Source organism: Streptococcus castoreus DSM 17536 (assembly GCF_000425025.1).
GTDB lineage: Bacteria > Bacillota > Bacilli > Lactobacillales > Streptococcaceae > Streptococcus > Streptococcus castoreus.
This window is the reverse complement of the sequence record NZ_AUKZ01000008.1, coordinates 18,825-42,105: the sequence shown is the minus strand read 5'-3', so window position 1 is coordinate 42,105 and position 23,281 is coordinate 18,825. Positions and strand designations below refer to the sequence as shown.

Annotated in this window: 16 protein-coding genes; all 16 read right to left on the bottom strand. The window is 39.6% G+C overall.

Annotated elements, in window-relative coordinates:
* Positions 1-241: 241 nt before the first annotated feature.
* The 16 genes from recG to manA all read right to left on the bottom strand — a co-directional run bounded on the left by recG (position 242) and on the right by manA (position 23,224).
* Positions 242-2,257 carry an ATP-dependent DNA helicase RecG gene (gene recG / locus H346_RS0103755; RefSeq protein ID WP_027969910.1) on the bottom strand — a complete coding sequence of 672 codons (2,016 nt, stop codon included), beginning with the start codon at positions 2,255-2,257 and terminating at the stop codon, positions 242-244.
* Between the two features lie 107 nt (positions 2,258-2,364).
* A complete protein-coding gene (locus H346_RS0103750) occupies positions 2,365-3,819 on the bottom strand; it encodes an ABC transporter ATP-binding protein (protein ID WP_027969909.1) in 1,455 nt (484 codons plus the stop codon).
* Positions 3,756-4,436: an energy-coupling factor transporter transmembrane component T gene (locus H346_RS0103745; protein WP_027969908.1), complete on the bottom strand. Its 681-nt coding sequence runs from the start codon at positions 4,434-4,436 to the stop codon at positions 3,756-3,758. Before H346_RS0103745 ends, H346_RS0103750 begins: the two co-directional genes overlap by 64 nt.
* Complete coding sequence (locus tag H346_RS0103740; protein ID WP_027969907.1) at positions 4,433-5,026, bottom strand: MptD family putative ECF transporter S component; 594 nt, start codon at positions 5,024-5,026, stop codon at positions 4,433-4,435. The genes H346_RS0103745 and H346_RS0103740 overlap by 4 nt, the downstream gene beginning before the upstream one ends.
* A complete protein-coding gene (locus H346_RS0103735) occupies positions 5,026-6,690 on the bottom strand; it encodes an amino acid ABC transporter ATP-binding/permease protein (protein WP_027969906.1) in 1,665 nt (554 codons plus the stop codon). Before H346_RS0103735 ends, H346_RS0103740 begins: the two co-directional genes overlap by 1 nt.
* On the bottom strand, positions 6,683-8,443 hold the full coding sequence (locus H346_RS0103730; protein WP_027969905.1) for an ABC transporter ATP-binding protein/permease: 1,761 nt from the start codon (positions 8,441-8,443) through the stop codon (positions 6,683-6,685). Before H346_RS0103730 ends, H346_RS0103735 begins: the two co-directional genes overlap by 8 nt.
* Positions 8,444-8,486: 43 nt before the next feature.
* Positions 8,487-9,275, bottom strand: a complete 789-nt coding sequence (locus H346_RS0103725) for an ABC transporter ATP-binding protein (RefSeq protein WP_027969904.1) — start codon at positions 9,273-9,275, stop codon at positions 8,487-8,489.
* Positions 9,272-10,294 (bottom strand): FecCD family ABC transporter permease, encoded by a 1,023-nt coding sequence (locus H346_RS0103720; RefSeq protein WP_027969903.1) that lies wholly within the window; start codon positions 10,292-10,294, stop codon positions 9,272-9,274. Before H346_RS0103720 ends, H346_RS0103725 begins: the two co-directional genes overlap by 4 nt.
* Before the next feature lies 1 nt (position 10,295).
* A complete protein-coding gene (gene isdE / locus H346_RS0103715) occupies positions 10,296-11,180 on the bottom strand; it encodes a heme ABC transporter substrate-binding protein IsdE (RefSeq protein ID WP_027969902.1) in 885 nt (294 codons plus the stop codon).
* Positions 11,164-12,039, bottom strand: coding sequence for a heme-binding Shp domain-containing protein (locus H346_RS0103710; RefSeq protein ID WP_027969901.1), 876 nt, complete (start codon positions 12,037-12,039; stop codon positions 11,164-11,166). The genes isdE and H346_RS0103710 overlap by 17 nt, the downstream gene beginning before the upstream one ends.
* 229 nt (positions 12,040-12,268) lie before the next feature.
* Positions 12,269-16,063 carry a leucine-rich repeat protein gene (locus tag H346_RS0103705; RefSeq protein WP_027969900.1) on the bottom strand — a complete coding sequence of 1,265 codons (3,795 nt, stop codon included), beginning with the start codon at positions 16,061-16,063 and terminating at the stop codon, positions 12,269-12,271.
* A gap of 183 nt (positions 16,064-16,246) precedes the next feature.
* Entirely contained in the window at positions 16,247-17,704 is a 1,458-nt protein-coding gene (locus H346_RS0103700; RefSeq protein WP_027969899.1) for a CHAP domain-containing protein, read from the bottom strand.
* Between the two features lie 83 nt (positions 17,705-17,787).
* On the bottom strand, positions 17,788-18,888 hold the full coding sequence (alr, locus tag H346_RS0103695; RefSeq protein WP_027969898.1) for an alanine racemase: 1,101 nt from the start codon (positions 18,886-18,888) through the stop codon (positions 17,788-17,790).
* A complete protein-coding gene (acpS, locus tag H346_RS0103690; protein ID WP_027969897.1) occupies positions 18,885-19,241 on the bottom strand; it encodes a holo-ACP synthase in 357 nt (118 codons plus the stop codon). The genes alr and acpS overlap by 4 nt, the downstream gene beginning before the upstream one ends.
* Before the next feature lie 118 nt (positions 19,242-19,359).
* A complete protein-coding gene (secA, locus tag H346_RS0103685) occupies positions 19,360-21,888 on the bottom strand; it encodes a preprotein translocase subunit SecA (protein WP_027969896.1) in 2,529 nt (842 codons plus the stop codon).
* Positions 21,889-22,270: 382 nt separating this feature from the next.
* The gene (gene manA, locus H346_RS0103680) at positions 22,271-23,224 is read right to left on the bottom strand and encodes a mannose-6-phosphate isomerase, class I (protein ID WP_027969895.1); all 954 of its coding nucleotides are present in this window, start codon (positions 23,222-23,224) and stop codon (positions 22,271-22,273) included.
* Positions 23,225-23,281: the final 57 nt, after the last annotated feature.

Sequence of the window (23,281 nt, the reverse complement as noted above, 5' to 3'; positions counted from 1 at the left end):
GCAACCTGTTCTGTCTCTTAACGAACCTACTGAAAAATGACTCAGAGATTTTAGCGATCAGCAATTTAAAAAGGAAGGACCCACTCTAGACAAGAGTTCCTTCCTTTTTAAATTGACGAAATGCCTAGTTGGTAGTGCTTAAATCAAGGTATATCGTATTTTTTCGTATTTTGTTATTTTCTAAGCCTTTCTCATTGCTAGTATTTTTGGTGAAGTTATGCCCCTAGTCATTAAGTGTTTTCTAATCAAGATCAGCTTGGGAGTCAATATGCGCAACAATGCTTTGCCATTCTTTTTGGCTAGTCCAATGGGGATCTGCCACAATTTCTGAAGCTACTTTACGAGCTTCTTCTAAGATCGGGTAATCTTCTACAATGTTAGCCGTCTTAAATTCAGGAATCCCTGATTGACGTGTCCCAAAAATTTCCCCTGCCCCCCTCATTTTGAGGTCTGCCTCAGCAAGAACAAAACCGTCAGTTGTTTTGGTCATAATAACCATTCTTTCCTTTCCAGATTCCGTTTTAGGATTGGCAACTAAAATCGCATAAGATTGTTTGTGTCCACGTCCAACACGCCCTCTTAACTGATGCAGTTGACTTAGCCCAAAACGATCAGCATCCATAACCACCATAATGGTGGCATTCGGAACATTGACGCCAACTTCAATTACTGTTGTGGAAACCAAAAGATCAATTTCCCGAGCTTTGAAGGCTTGCATAATAGTCTCTTTTTCGTCAGTTTTCATTTTGCCATGCATTAGAGCAATGCGGACAGATGCTTTGAAATAAGCCTTTAACTCTGCTTCCAAGGCAACAGCATTTTTGAGGTCTAGGGCTTCAGACTCTTCAATCAAAGGGGAAATGACATAAGCTTGTGCCCCTTGTGCTATTTCTCTTGCCATCCAAGCGAGAACCATATCTAACTCTTGATGCTTGACCCAACGTGTCACAATAGGTTTTCGCCCCGCTGGCAATTCGTCAATAATAGAAATATCCATCTCCCCGTAGGTTGTTATCGCAAGTGTTCTTGGAATAGGGGTTGCAGTCATCATTAGAACGTCAGGGTTGTCCCCTTTTTCACGGAAAATACGGCGTTGCTTAACCCCAAAACGGTGCTGTTCGTCTGTAATTACAAGTCCCAATTTGTGGTATTGAACAGCATCTTGAATAAGTGCGTGCGTTCCCACAATCATGTCCACCGATCCGGCAGCAATGGCTTCTAAAACGGTTCGTCTTTGCGATATTTTCATGCCAGATGTTAATATGGCAATGGATAAATCAGGAAAGAACTGTTTCAAGCTATCATAATGTTGCTCTGCTAACAGTTCTGTTGGCACCATCAACGCTGACTGAAAACCTGCTAGGCTGGCAGCATACATGGCTAGACTAGCAATAACGGTCTTGCCAGAACCAACATCTCCTTGCAATAGCCGATTCATGTGAGCGCCAGAAGCCATATCCTTTAAAATTTCTGTTAAGCTTCGCTCTTGTGCTTTAGTCAGTGGAAACGGCAGAGCAGCTACTTTATCTGTCATTTGTTCTTGATCAAAGGCTATAATAAGCCCATTACTTTCGGATTTATTTGCTCTCTTCAAGACTTGCAACTGCATTTGAAAATAAAAAAGTTCTTCAAATTTGATTCGGCGTAAAGCCAATTTATAATCCTGTAAATCCTTAGGAAAATGCATGGCATAAACGGCCTGTCGCCTAGGCATTAATCGGTATTTTTGAATCAGACAGTCAGGTAAGTTTTCCTCTAATTCTTCTAAAGCACCACTATCAAAAGCTGACTTGATGGCTTTGATTAAGGCTGTCTGACTAATGCCTTGTGCCACATGATAAACAGGCTGTAAATCTTCTTCTAAGGTCATGAGCAATTTCATTCCTGTTAACGCTGTTTTTTTCTGATCCCATTTTCCAAAAATAGCAACCTCACTTCCCAAAACCAATTTATCTTGCAAGTACGGTTGATTGAAAAAGCTAATTCCAATAACGACTTCTCCTTGTCTTAATTTAAAGGTTAAGCGATTACGCTTAAAGCCATAATATTGAACGTTTGGTGGTGTGACAATCGTTCCAGTGATGACCGCTTTTTCACCATCTAAAAGCTCAAAAACTGACTTACTCTTAAAATCCTCATAACGAAAAGGATAATAGAGCAAGAGTTCTTCTATTTGATAAATACCTAATTTTTGAAATTTCTCTGCCGATTTAGGTCCTAAGCCTTTTAAAACAGCAATGGGGGCTTTTAGCAACATCTTTTTCCTATCATCTTTCACAAAAACTCTTGTACCTATTATACAAGAGTTTCAACTTATTTTCAGATAAAAGCATTTAGACTTTTTGAAAAATTCTTATCCGTCTTTTATGGTTTCATTTGGTAAATGCTATCGCAGACAGTTGCCAAGAGTTCTTCGTCATGTGAGATGAGAATAACCACCTTGTTTTGGGCTTTCAAATCATCAAGCAAATGTGCTAAGGTCTCCATTTGAAGAAGGTCAAGTCCACTACTTGGTTCGTCAAAAATCAACAAGTCTTTTTCTGATAAAAGGCTTGCTGCAATCATAACCCGTTGCTGTTCTCCACCGGACAAACTGGCAGGATGTCTCTCCAAAAGATTTGCCAAACCTAAACGCTCAAGCACTGCCTCTGTTTCAGGATGGACGTCATGTCCCAAGTTAACTTCTTTCAAAACGGATTCTGCAAATAGTTGCAAGCTAACATCTTGCATGACCAAACTTGTTTTTTGTAAACGGTCCTTGGCAGATAAGGGGGTTCCTTGGAAACTAATGCAAGCTTTTTTATCTTCTAAAATCCCCGCTAAATAGGCGACAAGTTGAGATTTTCCTAGACCATTTGGACCCGTAATGCCTGAAATCTTACCAGCTGCAAAACTCAATTGGTCAATCTGGCAAAGCGTTCTTGAACCCGCTTTGACGGTTAAGTGTTTGATTTGTAACTCGTGACTCGTGTCATAGTGGTCACTAGAACTTTTTTCGGCTAAAGCCGGAATTAAGTCAGCTAACTCCAAACGCCGTAAACCAAGTGCGCAACGATCTTGGTCTTTCAAGTCTAGTAGATCTTTGGAAGTCAAAACATCTGCCAACCGTCCTTGATCAAAGTAAAAAAACTGGTCAGCCAAGTCCGTCAAGTAGTGCAAACGATGTTCGGCGATAATAATGGTTTTTCCTGCCGCCTTTAGCTGTCCAAGGTAAGTTTTCACAGCTTTTATGCCAGCTTGATCCAAATTAGCAGTTGGCTCATCAAAGACCATAATAGCTGTGCCTTGCATAATTGCTGTGGCAATGGCAACCCGTTGTTTTTGCCCGCCAGATAGGTGAAACATATCTCTATCTAGTAGGTCTTGAAAATCAAAATCTTGTGCCAATGTTTTCAAACGTCCCATGATAAGACTTGGTTCAAGCCCCTGATTTTCACAGGGAAAAACCAATTCATGCTGGACTTCCCGATAGAAAAACTGGCTAGCCGGATTTTGAAATACAGAAGCCACAGACTGAGAAAAAGTTTCAATAGTGTCTTTACCTGCTTGGCAATCAGCTACCTCTAATCTGCCTTGCAATTCGCCAGCATAATAATCAGGAATAAGACCATTCAGAAGTTTTAAAAAAGTTGATTTCCCCGAACCCGATTGTCCACAAAGAACAATCAACTGTCCTGAAGTGATTTGACAGTTAGCCATTTGACAAGCTGTCTGCTGCCCATGACAGTAGGTAAATGCCAAGTCTTTTGCTGTGATTACTGGGCAATCATAATGGCGATGGTGATGATGATCCAAAGCTGTACCCCCCAATCCTTCCATGTTAGGTATGATTTAAAGCACTCGCTAGCACCTCTTTTGACAGCCAAGCCTTTTGTTAGACTGGCGATGGTTAGCTCGTGGCTACTACGTATCAAAGACAGTAACAAGGGAACCAGCAAATATTCTAAATATTGCTTAGGCTTCGTCAAAATAGCCCAATTGTTCAAGAAAATTCCTCTAATTTTTAAAGAACGGTGAATGATTCGACTTTCTTGCCTAATAAGTGGCAAAAAGCGAAACATAACCGCAAACGTTAAAAGCCAAACTTCAGGAATATGCCATTTGCGCAGACCATGAACCAATTCATAAACAGTTGTGGTCTTAATAACAATCAAAGCCGCCAAGAAAGAAGGGTAAATCAGCTTTCCTGCCACTAAGACAAAAGTCAACAAACGATAAAAATAAGGAGGTAACGCTATCAATGGTGCCAAAGATAAACCAACCATCACCAGATAAGCCAATCCCACACCAAGCGATAGATGGGGTTTTCCCAAGGTGTATAAGATCGCCCATAAAACCCCCACAACCATCATTTCTAACCAGCCCTCTACTCGAAAAAAGAAGCAAGCATTCGCTAGTCCTAACATCAATAATTTAGTCCTAACATCAAGTCTCATGATAGAAATCCTGACTTTATGAAATGTTTTCTTAATAAATAACGAGCAAAGAAACCACCTAAAAGAGCACCCACAAGCACCGTTCCTACAAACCAACTGACATGTGCAAAGGTTAATTCATACATGACACGATTAATGTATGCCATGTCTTTTCCTCGTGCCAACAGGCTATCAATATAAGCATCTTTTAGTAGCCACATCAAAAGAATCGGTCCGCTATTAACAAAGGCAAAGACCAAATATGAGACTTGATTAAGCCATTTGGATTTGTAATTCCCAAGAGATGCAATAATATCTGCTAAAAAGCCAAAAATAAGACTTGGAAACATAGCTGCAAAGAAATGCCCACTAAGGAAAAAGAAGCCCCCCATGATGAGACCTAATAACGTCACAGGCCCAAATTTTTGGAGTTTGGCTATTAACAGAAAATAAACGGTTCCACCTAATAGAGCTGCAAAAGCTGGGGCATAAAGCATATTGCCGGAGTGATCAAAAAAGATACTCACTATCGTTCCTAAACCGACACATATGAAATATAAAGCTGCAAAAGCACCTGTTGTCATAATATCCTTCATTTTTAAATGTTTCATCATTTCCTTACCTCTTTAAGAAAACCGTTTTTCAAATAAAACAGTTGGTCTGCACAAGCCAGTGTTGATGGTTTATGTGAAATCAAAAAGACCATTCCTTGACAATGTTTCTTGATGAGATCAATCAGTATGGCTTCATTTAGGGAGTCTAAATTGGATGTTGGTTCGTCAAAAATGTAACAGCTAGCATTCTTTAAAAGTGCCCGCATCAATTCTAAGCGTTGCCCTTCACCCGCTGAGAAATCGGTAGCCTTGATAATAGTATCCAAGCCCTGTTCACAAGCCAAAAGACGTTCTTTCATGCCGCAAGATTCTGCTAAAGCCATAATCTGCTCATCTGAAATATCTTGCCGCCCAAAGGTCAAGTTTTCACGAATAGTTTGTTGAAAGAGCTGCGCCGCTTGGGGAACATAGGCAATCTGAGCTTGTAAATCGGATGCACTTAAAGAATGACTATCAACACCACTAAGAAAAATATTCCCAGATTTCCAATGATACCATTTCATGATTAATTTCACTAAGGTTGACTTCCCAGAACCTGATTCGCCTTGAATCCCAATAATACCTTTTTGCTCAAATGTCACTGATAAGCCCTTAAAAACAAGGTCATGGCGCTTGGGATAAGCAAAATCCACCTCCTCAAAACGAATGTTTTCTAAACTAGCCAGTTGCCCTTGCCCCTTATCTACCACCACTTCTTCATCTAAAAGTGCAAAGATATTTCTAGCAGCATTCATGGCGCGTTTAAAACCTAGAGGTAAACGTCCCAATTCCAAGAAAGGTGAAAAAGAAGCAGTAAAAGCCACAAAAGCAAGTAAGCCGTTATCAAAAGAAAGAGCCCCTTGACGAATGCCATCAAAAACAAGGTAAGCAAAGGTTAAAATAGCTAAGCCAAGCAATAAAAAGGTTAATGCCATTTGTAGAAATTGTGCCTGTGCGACCTTACGGTCAAGAAAATTGACGCGTTTACTCTTTGTGGCTAAAAGGCGAAATTGCTCTTCCAAGGCTTGAAATTGCAAGAGATCCTTGACAGAACGTAAACTCTCCAAGAAATAAGACAGATAGTCTTTTCGTCCCTGATTTTGATTTTTGAGCAGCACTTGTAAAAGATTGGCAAAATAAATAGGAATAATAATAGCTAAGCATGCATATGTCAATAAAGCTAGTAAGGCTAGCTTCCAGCTACTTTGCCAAAAGAAAACAACAATAAAACTAGCTGATACCATCGCTGTGCAAATAGGTGCCAAAGTGTGGGCAAAAAACACTTCTAGTGCCTCAATATCTTCTCCAATCATCTTGAGCAGATGCCCACTGTCTTGATGATCCAAATGAGCCGGTGATAAGGCTCTTAACTTTTTGAAAACCAGCTGACGAAAGGCAGCCAAACTATGAAAAGCAACAAAGTGCCCAAAATAATGTTCCCCGTAGCGAACAAGCCCTCGTAGAAAAGCCAAGACGATCAAACCATAAAGTAAAGTCAACGAAATCGGCTGTTTTTGGAACGCTAAAAGCCCGAGATAAGTTAAACCTGTCGGAATACTTACAGTGATAACAAAGCCCGTCACCGCAAAACACACAGCAAGAGCAATCCAAGGCAACAAGGTTTTCATCAAACTTAGTAAACGTCTTACTAAATTAAGCGTATGATTTGTACGATTAGCCATAAATGCTTGCCTCCAATCTTACTTGTGTATCCACCAATTGACGATAAGGGGGCTGACTGCGATAAAGTTCTTGAGGGCTTCCCAGACAAGCCTGTCCGGAATTTAAAAAGAGTACCTGATCAACTCCTTTTAATCGAGACATTTTGTGAGTGATGACAATTACAATAGCTTTCTTAGCCAGTTGATTCAACAGATTATAAACCAAGCTTTCATTCTCTGCATCTAAACTAGAAGTTGCTTCATCGAAAATGTACAAGGAACGTTGACTAAGAAATGCCCTTGCACAAATGACCTGCTGTCTTTGCCCGGGAGACAACAGATTTCCGTTTTCTCCAACAAGCGTATCAATACCGTCTGGTAGCCAATTAATAAAACTTAAAATCCCGTGTTGATCAATCCAGTCTAGCAATTCTTTCCTAGAAAGATTAGTCGCTAACCTCAGATTATCATAAATGCTTCGATTTAATAAGCTGGACTGATCCGATACATAAAGAACCTGCTGATTGATCCGCTCTTTAGAAATTTCTTCGCTTGCAAGCCCATCAAAAAGAATTTGCCCGCACGTAGCTTTCTGACGTTTCAATAAAAGCTGAGCAAGGCTTGTTTTCCCTTGACCTGAAACTCCTGCAATGGCTGTTAATTGCCCCCTAGTCAGGCTCATCGTAATATTTTCAAACACCACTTTTTCTCCATAAGCACATGATAACTCCTTGATGTCAATCCTACCAAAAGGATTTAATTCTTGATTCCTTTCATCTTGCATCTCTTGGACACTATCCAAAAAGGAAAAAATACGATCAGCCATTTTGGTGGTCATCATGACCAAATGCATGCCATATCCTTGTTCACGAATCGGAGTAAAAAATTCTGTAGCAATTAGAATAAAGAAAAGGAAGTTAAAAAAAGATAAGCTCCCTGCCGCCAAAGCTTGTACCGCTAAAAATCCTGACAAACCAATTCCCAGATACATGACTGCATCCATGTAGCCAACCGCCTGCAACTGAAAACCTAGCAAGGTCATCGTTGCTTGACGAAAACTCTCTGCCTTTGCCACAAATTGATTTTCATACCGTTCAGCAGCCTGATAAGAATACAAGGTGTTAAGTCCTTTTAAATCATCCATAAATAAGTTTCCAACATCCATATAGGAAGCCCAATAATGGGTCATGATTTTCTTAGACCGTTTTTGCATGGCTATTATTGACATGGGAATTAACGGCAAAACTAACAGAAAAACCACGCCTGCCAAAGGATAAATCAAAAATACTAATAGCAAGGCTGTCAAGCAGTTCCATTTGGTTCTCATCGCCAAAGATAAGTAATAAGAATAGTAAACATCTAGGCTATCAATGCCTTGTGAGGCAACGGTTAAAATATCAGCACTACTTGATTCTGTATCAAACTGCCCATCCAAGGCAATAAAAGCGTCAAAGAAAGATTGCTTTAGCGAATCTCTTGCGAATTGGGAAGCAATCCCTTGAAACTGTTTTGCTAAAATTGCAAGAGCAAAACCGATCACATTTAAAAGTAAAAGCAAGCCAACTAGAGACCCCAACGAGATAAGCTGCCCTGCAATAAAAGCTGAGAAGGCTTTGGCAATAAGGTAAAAACTAATAATTCTCATTAAAAACTGTAGCCAAGACAAAAAGGCTGATAGGTAAAGCAAAAAACGCTTCGGGGCAATTCGTTCTCGTAATCGCTTCAAGAGTTTTTTCTTTTTCTCTCTTGAGATATTATCTCTTGTTTCTTTCATATAGGTTAGTCTATCTCCCCTCTTAATTTCTAAAATGATTCGATCAAGTGATTAATGATGTGATGACAAAATGTTTACCATCTTTCTCAACCAAAGGTAAATCAACGCCCAAAACAGCTTGGATAAACCCTTGATTTAGCACTTCTGTCGGCTGTCCTTGGGCATATATTTTCCCATCTTTTAAACCAATAAGCTGGTCCGAAATAGCCAAGGCTTGATTAATATCATGTAAAACCAAAACAATTGTCAATCCTAATTTTTGATTGATGGTTTTAATTAATTTGAGAATCTCCAACTGGTAGTTAATGTCTAAATAGGTCGTTGGTTCGTCCAACATCAAAATATCTGTTTGTTGGACAAGCGCCATGGCAATCCAAACCCGTTGTTTTTCACCACCCGATAAGTCTTGTATTTCTCGGTAAACATAAGCACCTAGAGCAGTTACATCTAGTGCCCAAGCAATCTTTTCTTCATCTTCTTGGCAGCTCGGTTCCCAAAAAGAACGGTTCGCCATTCTTGCCATCGCTATCAAATCACCAACTAGCATACCTTCAACCTCCTGATGGTACTGATGCACCACTGCTACCTTTTTGGCAAAAGCTTTCAAGGAGATATTGGTCAATTTTTCTGGTCCAAACCAAATCTGACCTTGCTTTAAAGGTGCATTCTTGGTTAGTAGATCTAATAGAGTTGACTTGCCACTGCCGTTAGCACCCATAATAGTAGTGATTTTCCCTTTTGGAATTATAAAATTCAAGTCCCTCAAAACCAGATGTTTCCCATAACCAAAAGTAAGGTTTTGAACAGTAATCAGAGCTGTTTTTGTTGTCATATGAGTTCAGACCTCCTTAACAGGTAAATAAAGTAAGGACCACCTACAACACTCATGATAATCGCAGGGCTGATTTCTAAGGGATAAGCGAGATGTCTTCCTAACGTATCAGCTAGCAAGAAAACAAAGGCTCCCAAAAGCGCTGAGAATGGAATCAACAGCTGATGTTTATTGCCAACGAGCAAACGACCGATATGAGGCACAATCAATCCCAAAAAAGAAACCACTCCCACAACAGATGTCGCAACAGATGCCAATAAAACAGCTACCAAAGACAAGCCTAAACGTAATGAATTACTGTCAATTCCCAAATTACGAATCACCTTATCATCTAATAATAGCATATCGCATTTTTGAGAAAATAGCAGAGCTAAAAATAAGCCCAGTAAAGTATAAGGAAGCAAGACACTAACATCTGCCCATGTCTTTTGGCTAATGTTTCCTGTAAGTAATGTCTTGACCACTGGACTAGTCGCAACTGAAAAACTGGTTAACGCATTCGATAGCCCCATAAATAAGGCATTAATGGCAATGCCGGTCAAAATAATTCGGATAGGCTTTAGACCTTTTTTCCAAGCCAGACCATAAATCAAGAAAAAAGAAACACAACCTCCCCAAAAAGATAAGATCGGTCCATAAAGAAGTAGTTGGGGAAATAACAGACTGGATAATAAAACCATAAAACTGGCACCACTACAAACACCGATAATAGCCGGATCAGAAATTGGACTTTTCAAAACAGCTTGAAAAATAACACCGGAAACAGATAACCCAGCCCCTGCCAATAAAGCAATGACTATTCTTGGGAACCGCAAATCATAAATGAGAGCAACTTGAGGATCATAGGCAATAAACAAACCCTTGATAATAGCTGGATAAGATACAGATAACCCTCCAATAGAAAGGGCTAGCCCAATCAAGGTGATTAAGGCACACACCAAAAAGATGACACAGAGTTTTCTTTTTAAGCGCTTTTTGGCTAATAAAACGTAGTCACTTCTAAAATCATGTTGTGTCATCTTACTTGTCATCTCCTACCTGATCAAAGAACTTAGCCAAAGTGATTAAGGCTTCTTGATAATTCAATTTAGCACTCATTCCAAAAAGATCACTGTCTAAGTCATAGACCTTACCTTTTTTAACCGCTTCAAAATGTTTCCAAATCGCATTTTCAGCAAATTCCTTATCAAACATCGTTTTGACCTTATCCGGAATCGCATGTGCTGTGCGTAAAATAAGATCTGGCTCTTTTACCAGCATGTCTTCAGGATTAGCGGGCAAAAATTCTTTATCATCCGAATGGTAAACATTTTCACCTCCTGCCAATTCCAAGAGATTGCCAATATAGGATTGATTGGTGGCTGTCAAATAACTCCCTGGTAACCCCATCAACATTAGCACTTTTGGTTTTTTCTTCCTCTGGCGTTTCACTTGAAAAGTTCGATAGAAATCTCGGTACTCTTGCTGTAATTGCTCTGCCTCTTTTTGACGATGAAAGAGTTTCCCTAAATCATCAATAGATTGATATAGCCCTTCAACGCTTCTTAAATTCAAAAAACCATATTCTGTGTTTAATCGCTGGTACTTCGGCTCCAGATCCTCTTGCAAGGAATTTGGACTCAAAATCCAAGTCGGTTTCAAAGAAGCCACCACTTCCATATCTGGATTCATTGGCAATCCCACCCGTTTCACACCGTCGTAACGCTTGGGCAAGGTATAACGTTTACTGTCACACACCCCAACCAAGTCTAAGTTTAAACGGTCACAAATCTCAGCTACTGCAACAGAAGTCGCTACAATTCTTTCTTTATGAGCCTGTTTCACAGCTTTCGGGTGTTGATTAACACAAGCTGTCAAAAACATCGTCACCAACACTAAGCCAATCAATTTACATCGTTTTGTCATCTTTTTTTCTCTTTTTCTTGACATATAAGATTGCTCCTAAGGACAGTAATAGGAGGGTTGGAAGATAGTAACTCATAACCGGCACTTGGTTATTCTTTTGGATCACCTTCTTTTTTTGTCCTAGAGAGGTTGTCAATCCAAGTTTAGAAGCATTCTTACCATTAATCTTTTTAGCGAACTGACTAGATTTCTCCGTTGATTTTGAGATTAATTTATCGGCTTGTTTTTTTGTTGTTTCCTGGTCCGTATCCTTCTTATCATCAATTACTCCACCATTGACAACTTCCTTATTTACAGTTCCTTGCAATTTCCCCTCCTCAGTCACAAGTTGAGGTAGCATATCACCTGTATACCCTTCTTCAAGCCCAGCAAGAGATAAATAAAAAACAACTTCTCTCCCCATCGGCTCAACAAACATGGTGCCTCGAATAACGGTATTCACATCCGATAGGCTAATGGAAATATCTTTGGTAGTTCCATTAGAATCCGAACCAAGGTGAGTAACGCTATAAGAGATTGGTTGAAAATCACCTCTTCCTCCAGGTTGCACCCAAAAATGATAATTTCCTGAAAAATCCGCCAAACGCATGCGAAAAGTCAAGACCATATTTCCCGAATCAGAAACCTCTAACATGCCATTACCATGGACCGTTCCTTCCACCATTCCCTGACCAATTTCAAATGCATTCTGACCGCCACTGTCTTCAATTTGAACGGAAATAGGGTGACGATAATCCCTTTGAATCAAACAGCTATAAATTTTTCCACTATCCGCATAGACTTGCCCTACCATCACCGAAAAACATAGAACTGCTAAGCCTACCCCTTGCAGAATTTGTTTTATTACTGCCTTTGTCATATCTTCCTCTTATTTTCTGTTTTTTATCTTTCAATAGACCAATCTACTCTAATGGACAGCACTTAATTACTGAAACTCCTGCCCATCGAATAACCTTATACACGCGAAAAACACACCTATCTTCCAACTGCTCCAAATCAAACTTTGCAGCATGTCAGAAATAGGCATGTTTTTGCCTGTTGTCAGCTATTTTCTTTCATAATCTGTTTGAATGCTAACAAAGTTCTCGTTAAAATAATTTCTTTCTTCCAAGGACTAGACCTACAGCTACAATAATAAAAGTGGATAGCCCAATCATCAAATGATAGCGGTTGGCACCATCCTTAAATTTTGGTAATTTGCTTGTTTGACGTCCCTTATCATCAGCTTTAGCCTTAAGACCTGTTTTTGACCTTTGATCAGTCCCTGATGACTGATGCGCAGAAATTAAAGCTTTTAATTTGTCCGTCTTATCCGTATCCCCTTTTTTAGAGAGTTCTCCTTTATCAGAATTAGCTGATGGCTTCTTAGCCAATAAATCGGTCAAACTCGTAGCCCCTGAGCCAAAGGATGGTCCATTGGTGACTGGTCCTTTATTTTTACCGGCAGATTGACTGGCTGAGTTAGAGTTACTTTCTTTTTGAGAGTCAGTTGGTGCTACTAATTTAGCCTTATCTGTCGTCAAACTTTGCCAATCAAGACTCATAAAGACCGTTTGGAGACCTGAGCCCTTAGAAATAGCATCCATGATAGGGACAAAAACTTGAAGAGGAACTATCCCATCTTTTCTCGCTTGTTTTATCAACTTCATGCGAAGAACCCTAGGATAATTTTTCCCGTAAGCATCCACAAGAGGGGCACCAGTAGCATCTGTAAAGTAAGACATAACTTCGGCTTTTTCTTTTTGACCAACCGGCTTACCTGTCAAATCTCTTTGATACCCATCCAAGAAATAACTCAATTCCCCTAAATAACCCACTAACTTACCAACTGCCATCGCTTTGAATTCAACCTCTAAATAAGGTATACCTTTCTCAACAACCAAGGCAACACGATGATTAATAGCCTTGTTTGACATGGATTCTGATATTAAATCGGTTTTCAGTAGTTTAGCATTTAAGTAGTAAAGCCCATCTTTTAGATGATGTCTATCTAGACCATCTTGTTTTTCAGAATGACCAAGCTGAGTTTCTGTAACCGTCACATCATTAGAAACAAGGTAAACATGTTCTTTCTTAGCTGCACCTCTCTTGGTTAACAAAGATTTGCGAACACGATAAATCCCCTCTTCCTTAACATCAAGGTTTCCATCAAGCTGATCTTTTGGATCCGATGTCAAAATCGTTTCTTTAACCGTAACATATCGACCATCTGATGTTTTCTTTTGCAGTTGTATAGCAATACTCCAATCAGCTTGCATTTCGTTTAACAAAGAAACCGTATCTGATTCCTTTTCTTTCAAGAATTTTTGATAATCCTCAGTAGAGGTAATTTCTTTATCCATGACAGAATTGGTCTTTTGCTCCCAATAATACAAGTCTAAAAGGCTAAGATCTTGGTGATAAGCAATTTGTGAGCCATTTAGAGATGCCTTGATACCTGCTACATTTTTTTGTGGCGTTATCTTATTTTGACCGATAAGCGCTTTTATTTTAGGACTAATTTGACCTAACTGGTTAAATTTCAAATCTAAATTGAGTTTTTTAACGTCTGGTAATGCTGATTCATCAACCTGGGTCAGCAAATTGTTGAACAAATCTAACTTAGCCAACTTCTTGTTTGCCTTGAAAGCATCCTTTGGAAGCTTTGAAATTTCATTCGTTGCCAGATCCACTGTCGCCAACTCTGGCAGTTGACTAAAGGCAACATTATCAATGCTGACAATCTGATTATGGCTCGCAACAATAGTCCTTAACTTGTTTAAGTCACCTAGGGATTTTGGCAACAAGGACAGACGGTTTTCTGACAGGTCGATAAAATTAAGTGATTTTAACGGTAACAAAGCTGCTTCAGAAATTTCTTCTAGATTATTTTCTGCTAAACCAAGTGATGTAACCTGAGAAAGTCCTGTAAACACCCCATCACTAATGGTCGTAAGACGGTTCTTAGAGAGATCTAGTTGAGTCAGCTGGCTCAGTTCTTTAAAAATCCCCTTTTCCAAGGTTGGCATAAAGTTACTTGACAAATACAATTCTCTTAATTGGCTATTATGAGCAAAGCACTCCTTATCCAAGTGCGTCAAGTCATTATTTCTCAAGTTCAAGAATCGAAGAACTTTCATTTGGCTAAAAGTCTCTTTGGGAATATCCGAGATGTGATTGCCCTCTAGATGTAATTCCGTCACATTTTTCGCATATTTTAACAGAGAAATGTCTGTCAAATCATAATGATCAAGATGCAATTCCCCAGATAATTGTGCCAATTCATCTGGAGACATTTTGCCATCCCCATTTAAATCTTTGCCAAGTTTAACCAAAACTTTCTCAAGACGTTCTGAACCAACCCCTTTTTCCTTATCATCAATTTCCGCTTGATAACCTGTCCAATCTTTGGTCACTTTTTTGGCAAAAGTCATATCCAGCTTGGTATACTTTTCATAACGATGCAAGTCACTTTCTTGACCACCCATAGCAGATACTAAAACCCCACCCTTGTGCAGCTGATCCAAATCTTCAATGGGCATGGTGAATTCACTTCGGAGATAATGATTATTAATGTTACGCTTACCAATTTGACGGCGGACAGAGGTCGGGAACTTCCCTTTACTTTCAACTGAAAAATCAATCAAGAATTCCCCTAGCGCTGTATTAAGCATGGAAATTTCCATCTTGCCATCTTCTTTAACGACCAATTTAACTTTTTTATCAAAAGCACCTTGAAGCATTGATGTTTCTTCTGTGTTTTCCTTGTTTGCTTTAAACGTTAGGGTATAAGTGCCTGCCGCTAGGTTTGTGATTGATAAGTCGGCTGATTGGTAAGCTTTGATGGTATCCATCAAGAGACGATAAGCCTCTTTCAACAAGCGTTCTTCTTTAACATCACGGTAAGACTCCTTGATAACTTGTAATTTTTCAGATAACTCTTTGACTAAGCTTTTATTTGTCTCCTTAGCAATAATAGCATCTGCTTCTTTGATAGCCTTTTCAAGTGAATGAATGACACTGCTTTCCCCTTCAAGATCTTTGCCTTGTTTTTGCTTGGCAGATACAAACTGGTATTTGCCGGCTTTTCTATTAACCGTAATTGTAATGTCTTCAAAACCTTTTGATGATATGACAATGGTATTATCCCCCTCTTTAAACGCTTTTGCCCCAAGGTAGAGCCCTTTCATATTGGAAACCCATCCTGAAGTATCCTTAACAGGATCTGAAATCAAATCCTGATAAAGTGTGTCATTGACTTTAATTTGCGTGATTTGTTGGGTTAAAGCCTTAATTTGTTTGTTATCAGAATAGCGGTCAATTTCTGGAAATAAAATCGCTCCGTCTTCTTCAACTAGCTTAGTAATAAGAGATAGTTCTTTGACACCTGTAGCTATTTTTTCAACTTTTTCAGCAGATTTAGCCAACTGTTTCTCAGTTGCTTTCCTATCAGAACCCTCTTTACTTTCTTTTTCAAAATCATCAGTGGTCTCCAGACTTTTAGCAGAAATAAAAGTAACATTTGAGCCTTTCTTTTCAAATGTCACTAAAATTCCACCATCTTTTTTGTTAACAATAATCAAGTCATGCTTACCATCTTTGATTAATTTAGCGTTGATCTTGATTCCTTGGTAATTAATCTCAAAACGACGGTCACCTTCTAAACTTTTTACATAGGTCTCTTTATCAATGATAATCTTTTCAATATTTTTATAGTATTGTTTCCCGACTGAATTATCCGCATAAGGTCCAATTTCCTCAAACAATAAAATATCCTGATTTAATTTAACCGTTGTAACTAGCTGTGACTGTGCCAAATGCCCTTCAGACTTAACTACCGGGACAGACTGAGCAAGAACTACGGCTGATATTGCCAAAATGGCATATTTGCCGGCTTTTTTCATTTTCGATCAACTTTCTGAATTTTTTATAAATAAATTAATTTTTTAATTAACTGCACCTAATTTATCACTTTGTCATAGCTTTGTCAAGAAGATTTTAGAAACACTTTTTAAAAGTAAGCACTCCTTATTGCAATGAAAAAGACCCAGCCCTCACTAAAGAGAGTTGGATCCCAAGAAATATAATCACCGGTTATTCTTTCCAATGACATAGGTTAATTGTTCCGCCTGTTGGGCGGTGAATGTACGGTAAGACACTTTGCCTAAACCAATACCATTTGATTCTGAAATAAGAATAGAGCCATCTTTTCTGACATCTTCAACAATGGAGACATGACCATAAACACCATCGGCACCTGCTTGCCCTGGTGCAAAGGAAATAGCATAGCCAACTTTTGGTGTTGTTGAAAGTTTATAACCTGCTTTGTGCTTCCAATCAGCACCATTCCCCATGAAAGGATCAAACTGATACCCTAATTCTTTGGCACGGTTATATACATACCAGGTACACTGCCCCCAAGCATAGCTAGTTGCTTGGTAGCTCAAAACATCGTAACTCTTAGATACCTTATAGCCAACTGGCACTAACGCAAAGCTTGATGATGATTGCATTTTCAACGCTTCAGGAATGGGCGGTGTTCCACCGTGAGCATCAATCCACTTGTCCACATCTTCCATGATTTGTGCCCGACGCTTGCCACTACCAGTCGTATCTGTGAAATAAACACCACCATCAACCGCAAAATTCAACCGACCCAAGGAAAATTTCGTAGCTTTCAAATCTTGAAGGGCAAAATTTGTATTGTTGTTTTTAATGATTGTTTCTTGAGTCATCTTAATAATTGCTAGTTCGTCATTAAATTTTCTGACTTTAGCAGGGTCCAAATCAAAGACCGCATAACCAAACATATTGGAACCAAGCAAGGTAGCAACACCTTTGGTTCCCAATGAACTTTCAGACATCGCAATGGCGATAATGGCACGCACATCCAAACCACTTTCTTTTTCCCATTGTAGCAGCGTTGCACCGTTAATACGATTGCTATCATAAGCAATTCCCTTTGATTTTAAGAAACCATCAATTTGCTCTGCCTTGATGCCATAACGACGCGACAATAAATGATGCGTGTAAGCATCTTTACCACTCCAATGCTCCACATAAGCCGCATAGGTATTAACGGACGACACAACCGGCATATCCAATGTCAGACTTGATGCCAAAGGAAGTAAAGGGGAAAGAGCGGGAGTGACTTCTGATTCCTTAGAAGCTGGTTGAGTGGAGGAAATACCAACTTGAGGAACTTTGGGCTGGATTTGGTCAGTTGGAGACTGTGATTGACTACCTGAATGGACTATAGACGATTCAGATTGACTTTCTTTATCTTTTGAATCTGGTTGAACAGGTTCAAGTGGTTTTCCCTGATTAGATTGAGTCGGAGTGTCATCGGCTGATTGATCACCAGTTCCCATTTGATTCGTTTCTGCCTTAGTTTCACTTCCTGTAGCCTCTTGCTCTTTGGAAACACTACTTGTCGATTCAGCTATGGGTTGACTGACATCCTGTGCTAACACAGTTAGGCTTCCAGCATTCGGCGCTAGGAGACTTAGCAACATGACAACCCTTAAAAACTTCTTTTTATTCATGTCGTAATTAGTTTCTTCTTTCTAATATTCTGCACTTTATTATAGCATTAAGCAGAAATAAGGTGTATTTTTGCATTATTAGATTAATACAGTCTAGGAATGCGATCACTAAGGAGACAAAGCACCTCATAATTGATAGTGTTACGATAACTGGCTACATCCGTTGTAGAAATCGCTTCCTGCTGATTTTTCCCAATTAAAGTTACTTTTGTTCCAAGTGGGTAAGCTTTAGGAAGGCGGATAGTTAGCTGATCCATGGACACACGACCTATAACGTCACAGAATTGTCCCTCTACCAGGACAGAAAAGCCCTGCATATCTCTTGTCCAACCATCTGCATAACCAATTGGGAGTGTTCCTACATATTCTGACTGCTCAGCCACATAGGTAGCCCCATAACCAACCGTATTTCCAGCGGAAATTTTTTTCACATGGACCAAAACAGACTCCAAAGATAAAGCTTCTTTTAAAGGAAACGGTAGAGCTAACTCAAAACCACTTGGATTTAGACCGTAGATCGCAATGCCGAGACGGACGGCATTAAAAACGGTATCACTATGCCAAAGGCTAGTTGCTGAATTACTAGCATGTACTAATCGAGGCTTGTCCGCAAGTCGGCTAACCAATTCTTTAAAAAAGCTTAGCTGTTGCTGAAATTTAACCCTATCTGCTTCATCTGCTGTGGCAAAGTGTGTAAAAACACCTTCCACATCAGCCCCCATTTCTTGCAAACCAGCAATTAGCTGATCTGCTTCTTCCAATGAACGAACGCCGATACGCCCCATACCTGAATCAATTTTGATATGAACCTTCAATTTCTCTAAATTTAGTGCCATTGTCCTTGCAATTTCCAACCAATCTAAACTAGCCACCGTAATGGTGATTTGGTAAGTCATTGCCAGTTGTAACTCACTTGGCAGAAGAACACCTAAAATTAAGATTTCTTTATTAATACCAGCCTGACGCAACTCTAAAGCTTCGTCTAGATTTGACACACAGTAGGCATCCACATGATCCAAGAGGGATTTTGAAACCTGTACCGCACCATGACCATAGGCATTAGCCTTAACCACCGCATAAGTTTTTGTTCCTGTAGGAATATGCTTTTGAATATTAACAACATTGTCCTTAATTGCCTGTAAATCCACCCTAGCAACTGTTGGGCGATGTATGCTTGAAATCATTTGGTATCCTCCAAAATAACACTTGCCTGCACGTAATTCCCGCTATGTGAAATGCTGATAAAACTCTTTCCCATAAAAGGGGATTTTGTCAAAGCAGGTTGTCCCTTTTCATCATTTAATATCTCAATATCCTGAAAAGTAATGTGACCAATACCCGTCCCCATAGCCTTTGAAAAGGCCTCTTTGCCTGACCATCGCCCAGCTAAATAGCTAATTTGACGTTTGTAAGGAAAAGTCTTAAAGATGGTAAATTCTTTGTCTGTTAACACTTTTTGAGCAAAGCGTGGGTTTCTCTGGTAAGCTTTTTCAATGGCTGAAAGTTCTTGTAAATCTATGCCATGTCCAACAATCATATTATTCTTTGCCAGCCTCTATCTGTTCTTTAGATCAAAAACCAAACAGTGAGAAGCCGAGAATAATTCTCAGCTTCCTGTCAATTGTCATTATCTTGTCATCTCAACGTGATCTCATTTAGAAAGTTCTACGTCCATGACAATTTTTGAATTTTTTACCTGAGCCACATGGACAAGTCGCATTACGTTCCACTTTTGAAAAATCAACGGATGAATCCATCTCGTCACTCATTGGTTGTGACTTGATATTTTGAGTGGCTGTTGTTGTGGCATGGTAACTTGCACGTTCACGTTCTTGTTCGTGAATCTGTGCTTTCATCATGGTACGTGTCACATCAAACTCAATGGCACCAATCATGTCTTGGAACATCTTGAACCCTTCTGCTTGGTATTCAACAACAGGATTATTTTGAGCATAGCCACGAAGTCCCACAGCATTACGTAGTTGATCCAAAGCATCAATATGCTCAGTCCATTTATTGTCAACAATCATCAAGATTAACACTTTTTGAAATTCAATAATGGCCTCTTGATCACGAAGTTTAGACAGCTGTTGCTCATAGATAGCAAGTGCCTTTTGGTAAAGCTTTTCTTTAATCTGTTCATATTTTAAGTTACGAAAATCTTTAGCGCTGATAGACTCCTCTGGAACAAGAGAAGTTCGTGCAAAGGCTACAATAGCATCAACCGCCTCCTTGCGATTGCTACGTGAGTGAGCATCAACGGCACGCTCAATGGTGCGTTTCATCATTGCCTTAATTTCTGGACCAAGGTCACGGTTAGCCGTAATAACATCACGACGGTTAGCGTAGATAATTTCACGTTGCTCACGCATCACATCATCGTATTGCAAGACTTGCTTACGGGTATCGTAGTTATTCCCCTCAACACGTTTTTGCGCTGATTCCACTTGACGCCCCAACATACCTGATTTAATGACCGTGTCTTCTTCATCAAGTCTCATGCGATCTAAGAAAGCCTTGATCCGATCCGATCCAAAGCGCCTCATCAAATCATCTTCAAGCGAGAGATAAAATTGTGACTCCCCTGGATCACCTTGACGCCCTGAACGACCACGAAGCTGGTTATCAATACGACGGCTCTCATGACGTTCTGTACCAATAACACAAAGCCCACCAAGTTCACGAACCCCTTCACCCAGTTTAATGTCAGTACCACGACCAGCCATGTTGGTTGCAATCGTAACCGCACCTCGCTGACCAGCATTCATAATAATTTGCGCTTCTTTAAAGTGATTCTTAGCATTTAACACTTCGTGAGGAATGCCTGCTTCCACTAATTTGCGAGAAATCAAATCACTTGTTTCAACAGCAACTGTACCAACAAGGATTGGTTGTCCCTTTTCATATCGTGCTTTTACATCCGCAACCACTGCTCTAAATTTAGACTCCAAGGTTGGATAAAGCAAATCCGTATGATCAATACGAGCGATTGGACGATTTGTTGGAATTGGAATAATACGCATATTGTAAACTTCGCGGAATTCCTCTTCTTCTGTTTTAGCCGTACCTGTCATCCCTGCCAATTTTTTATACATGCGGAACATGTTTTGGTAGGTGATTGAAGCACTAGTTTTTGATTCTTCTTGGATCCGAACGCCTTCTTTGGCCTCGATCGCTTGGTGCAAACCATCTGAGAAACGACGACCCTCCATGGTACGCCCTGTAAATTGATCAACGATAAGAATCTCATCATCTTCGCTAACCACGTAGTCAATATCTAACAACATGATATAGTTGGCACGAAGAGCATTGTCAATAAAGTGGGTCAAAGCCACATTTTCAATATCGTACAGATTGTTCAAGTTGAAATAACTTTCAGCCTTGTCAATCCCTGAATCACTAAGACCAATCGTTTTGGTTGGCACATCAATCACATAATCTACCGAATCCAAGGTTTTAACAAACATATCGGCGCGGACATAGAGTTGATTTGTCTCAGAACTCACAGCACCTGATACAATTAGCGGTGTTCTTGCTTCATCAATCAAGACAGAGTCAACTTCATCGACCAAGGCAAAGTTAAGTGGTCTTTGCACCATATCCTCTTGACGAACAACCATGTTATCACGAAGGTAATCAAACCCAACCTCAGAGTTGGTTGAGTAAGTGATGTCACAGAGATAAGCCTCACGTTTTTCAGCCGGTGATTTGGCTGCAAGGTTAATCCCAACAGAAAGTCCAAGCCAACTATAAACCTCACCCATTTCAGTCGCATCACGCGTAGAAAGGTACTCATTGACGGTGATAACATGAACCCCTTCACCAGCAAGGGCATTTAGGTAAACAGGCATCGTCGCTGTCAGCGTTTTCCCTTCACCAGTACGCATTTCAGGAACATCACCATTGTGAAGAACAACTCCCCCCATAATTTGAACACGGTATGGGTAAAGTCCTAGGACACGTTTTGAAGCTTCACGGACAACTGCAAAGGCTTCTGGAAGCAGTTGTTCAAGGGTTTCTCCCCTTTGATAACGTTCTTTAAATTCAGGTGTTTTTGCTTGTAGATCTCTATCTGACAATGACGCCATGTGGTCTGCATAAGATTCTACTTTTTTTGCTATTTTTTCTAATTTTCTTAGTTCGCCTTTGTCATTTTCAATGACTTTGCGTAGAATATTGGCCATTCTCTTTCCTTTCGATCGTCTAATCATTTCATTTTAACATAAATAAACAGTCAGTTCAAGAAATGATGGTAAAGATTCACGACAAACGCACGAAGAAAATCTTTTATTGAAAAACAATGAAAACAGCAACAAGCTATTGCAAGTTTAAGGCTTCATTTAATTATGAATATATAAAGTTGCCGAAATAGTTTTCTTCCTAAAGTTTTAATTAGAAAACGATGCTTTCTGTAAAAATCAAAGGAGTTTTCTGCATTTCAGAACATAATTCCCCTTTTCGGAAAAATCATGATAATTTTTTTCTTCATGTGTTTGTCGTGGTAAAGATTATAGAAGAAAAAGAAGCCCAAGTGCCTCTTATTCTCTTTATTTAATTGTAATTATTCTAAATAATGCGATTTGGGTGACTAACAATCATCTCTAACTGGCCATCAAATGCCCATGATTTCACATCATTTGGTAAGATAAAGTGCACGCCTTTATCTATCTCATAGACCTTTTGATCAACATAAAGTTTGCCTTGACCACTCAAAACACTGACCAAGAGATACGGAGCTGCTTGTCTCATGTCAACCATTTGGTCAGTTGTCCATTTGTAGACCGTAAAAAACGGTGTTGATACGAAAGTTGTTGCAACCAAATGATCCAAAATCATCGTCGCCGGAACACTATTTTCAGGTTTACCGATGGTTAAGACATCAATGGATTTTTCAATATGAAGGTCACGAAAATTGCCATTGGCATCTTTACGGTCAAAATCATAAACCCGATAAGTGGTATCAGATGACTGCTGGGTTTCTAAAATCAAGATCCCTTTTCCGATTGCATGCATGGTGCCACTTGGAACATAGAAAAAATCACCTGACTTGACTGGTATGCGAGTCAGCAAATCATCCCAATCCCCTGCTTCAATCATCGCACGAAGCTCCTCTTTAGACGAAGCATTGTGTCCATAAACAATTTCTGAACCTTCTTCAGCCGAAATAACATACCAGCATTCTGTTTTTCCCAACTCACCCTCGTGTTCAAGTCCATAAGCATCATCAGGGTGCACCTGAACACTTAACCAGTCATTGGCATCTAAAATCTTGGTTAGTAAAGGAAAAACTTTTTCTTTAGGATTACCAAATAAAGCGGGTTCTTCTGCATAAAGTTTGTTTAAAGGTACACCTTGATAACGACCATTGGTAACAATAGAAACCCCGTTGGGATGGGCAGAAATGGCCCAATATTCACCTGTTGTTTCGGTGGGAATATCATAAGCAAAGACATCTCTCAACTTAGTCCCACCCCAAATTCTGTCATGCAACGTTGATTTTAGAAATAATGGTTCTGGCATAATATTCCTCATTTCATTTTGATACTATTCTTCACTTATTATAGCATGTTCCAATTT

What these genes read in the sequence shown, in the direction of transcription:
- recG (WP_027969910.1), bottom strand. Translation starts at nt 2,257, where the DNA reads ATGTTGCTAAAAGCCCCCATTGCTGTTTTAAAAGGCTTAGGACCTAAA.
- H346_RS0103750 (WP_027969909.1), bottom strand. Translation starts at nt 3,819, where the DNA reads ATGGAAGGATTGGGGGGTACAGCTTTGGATCATCATCACCATCGCCAT.
- H346_RS0103745 (WP_027969908.1), bottom strand. Translation starts at nt 4,436, where the DNA reads ATGAGACTTGATGTTAGGACTAAATTATTGATGTTAGGACTAGCGAAT.
- H346_RS0103740 (WP_027969907.1), bottom strand. Translation starts at nt 5,026, where the DNA reads ATGAAACATTTAAAAATGAAGGATATTATGACAACAGGTGCTTTTGCA.
- H346_RS0103735 (WP_027969906.1), bottom strand. Translation starts at nt 6,690, where the DNA reads ATGGCTAATCGTACAAATCATACGCTTAATTTAGTAAGACGTTTACTA.
- H346_RS0103730 (WP_027969905.1), bottom strand. Translation starts at nt 8,443, where the DNA reads ATGAAAGAAACAAGAGATAATATCTCAAGAGAGAAAAAGAAAAAACTC.
- H346_RS0103725 (WP_027969904.1), bottom strand. Translation starts at nt 9,275, where the DNA reads ATGACAACAAAAACAGCTCTGATTACTGTTCAAAACCTTACTTTTGGT.
- H346_RS0103720 (WP_027969903.1), bottom strand. Translation starts at nt 10,294, where the DNA reads ATGACACAACATGATTTTAGAAGTGACTACGTTTTATTAGCCAAAAAG.
- isdE (WP_027969902.1), bottom strand. Translation starts at nt 11,180, where the DNA reads ATGACAAAACGATGTAAATTGATTGGCTTAGTGTTGGTGACGATGTTT.
- H346_RS0103710 (WP_027969901.1), bottom strand. Translation starts at nt 12,039, where the DNA reads ATGACAAAGGCAGTAATAAAACAAATTCTGCAAGGGGTAGGCTTAGCA.
- H346_RS0103705 (WP_027969900.1), bottom strand. Translation starts at nt 16,063, where the DNA reads ATGAAAAAAGCCGGCAAATATGCCATTTTGGCAATATCAGCCGTAGTT.
- H346_RS0103700 (WP_027969899.1), bottom strand. Translation starts at nt 17,704, where the DNA reads ATGAATAAAAAGAAGTTTTTAAGGGTTGTCATGTTGCTAAGTCTCCTA.
- alr (WP_027969898.1), bottom strand. Translation starts at nt 18,888, where the DNA reads ATGATTTCAAGCATACATCGCCCAACAGTTGCTAGGGTGGATTTACAG.
- acpS (WP_027969897.1), bottom strand. Translation starts at nt 19,241, where the DNA reads ATGATTGTTGGACATGGCATAGATTTACAAGAACTTTCAGCCATTGAA.
- secA (WP_027969896.1), bottom strand. Translation starts at nt 21,888, where the DNA reads ATGGCCAATATTCTACGCAAAGTCATTGAAAATGACAAAGGCGAACTA.
- manA (WP_027969895.1), bottom strand. Translation starts at nt 23,224, where the DNA reads ATGCCAGAACCATTATTTCTAAAATCAACGTTGCATGACAGAATTTGG.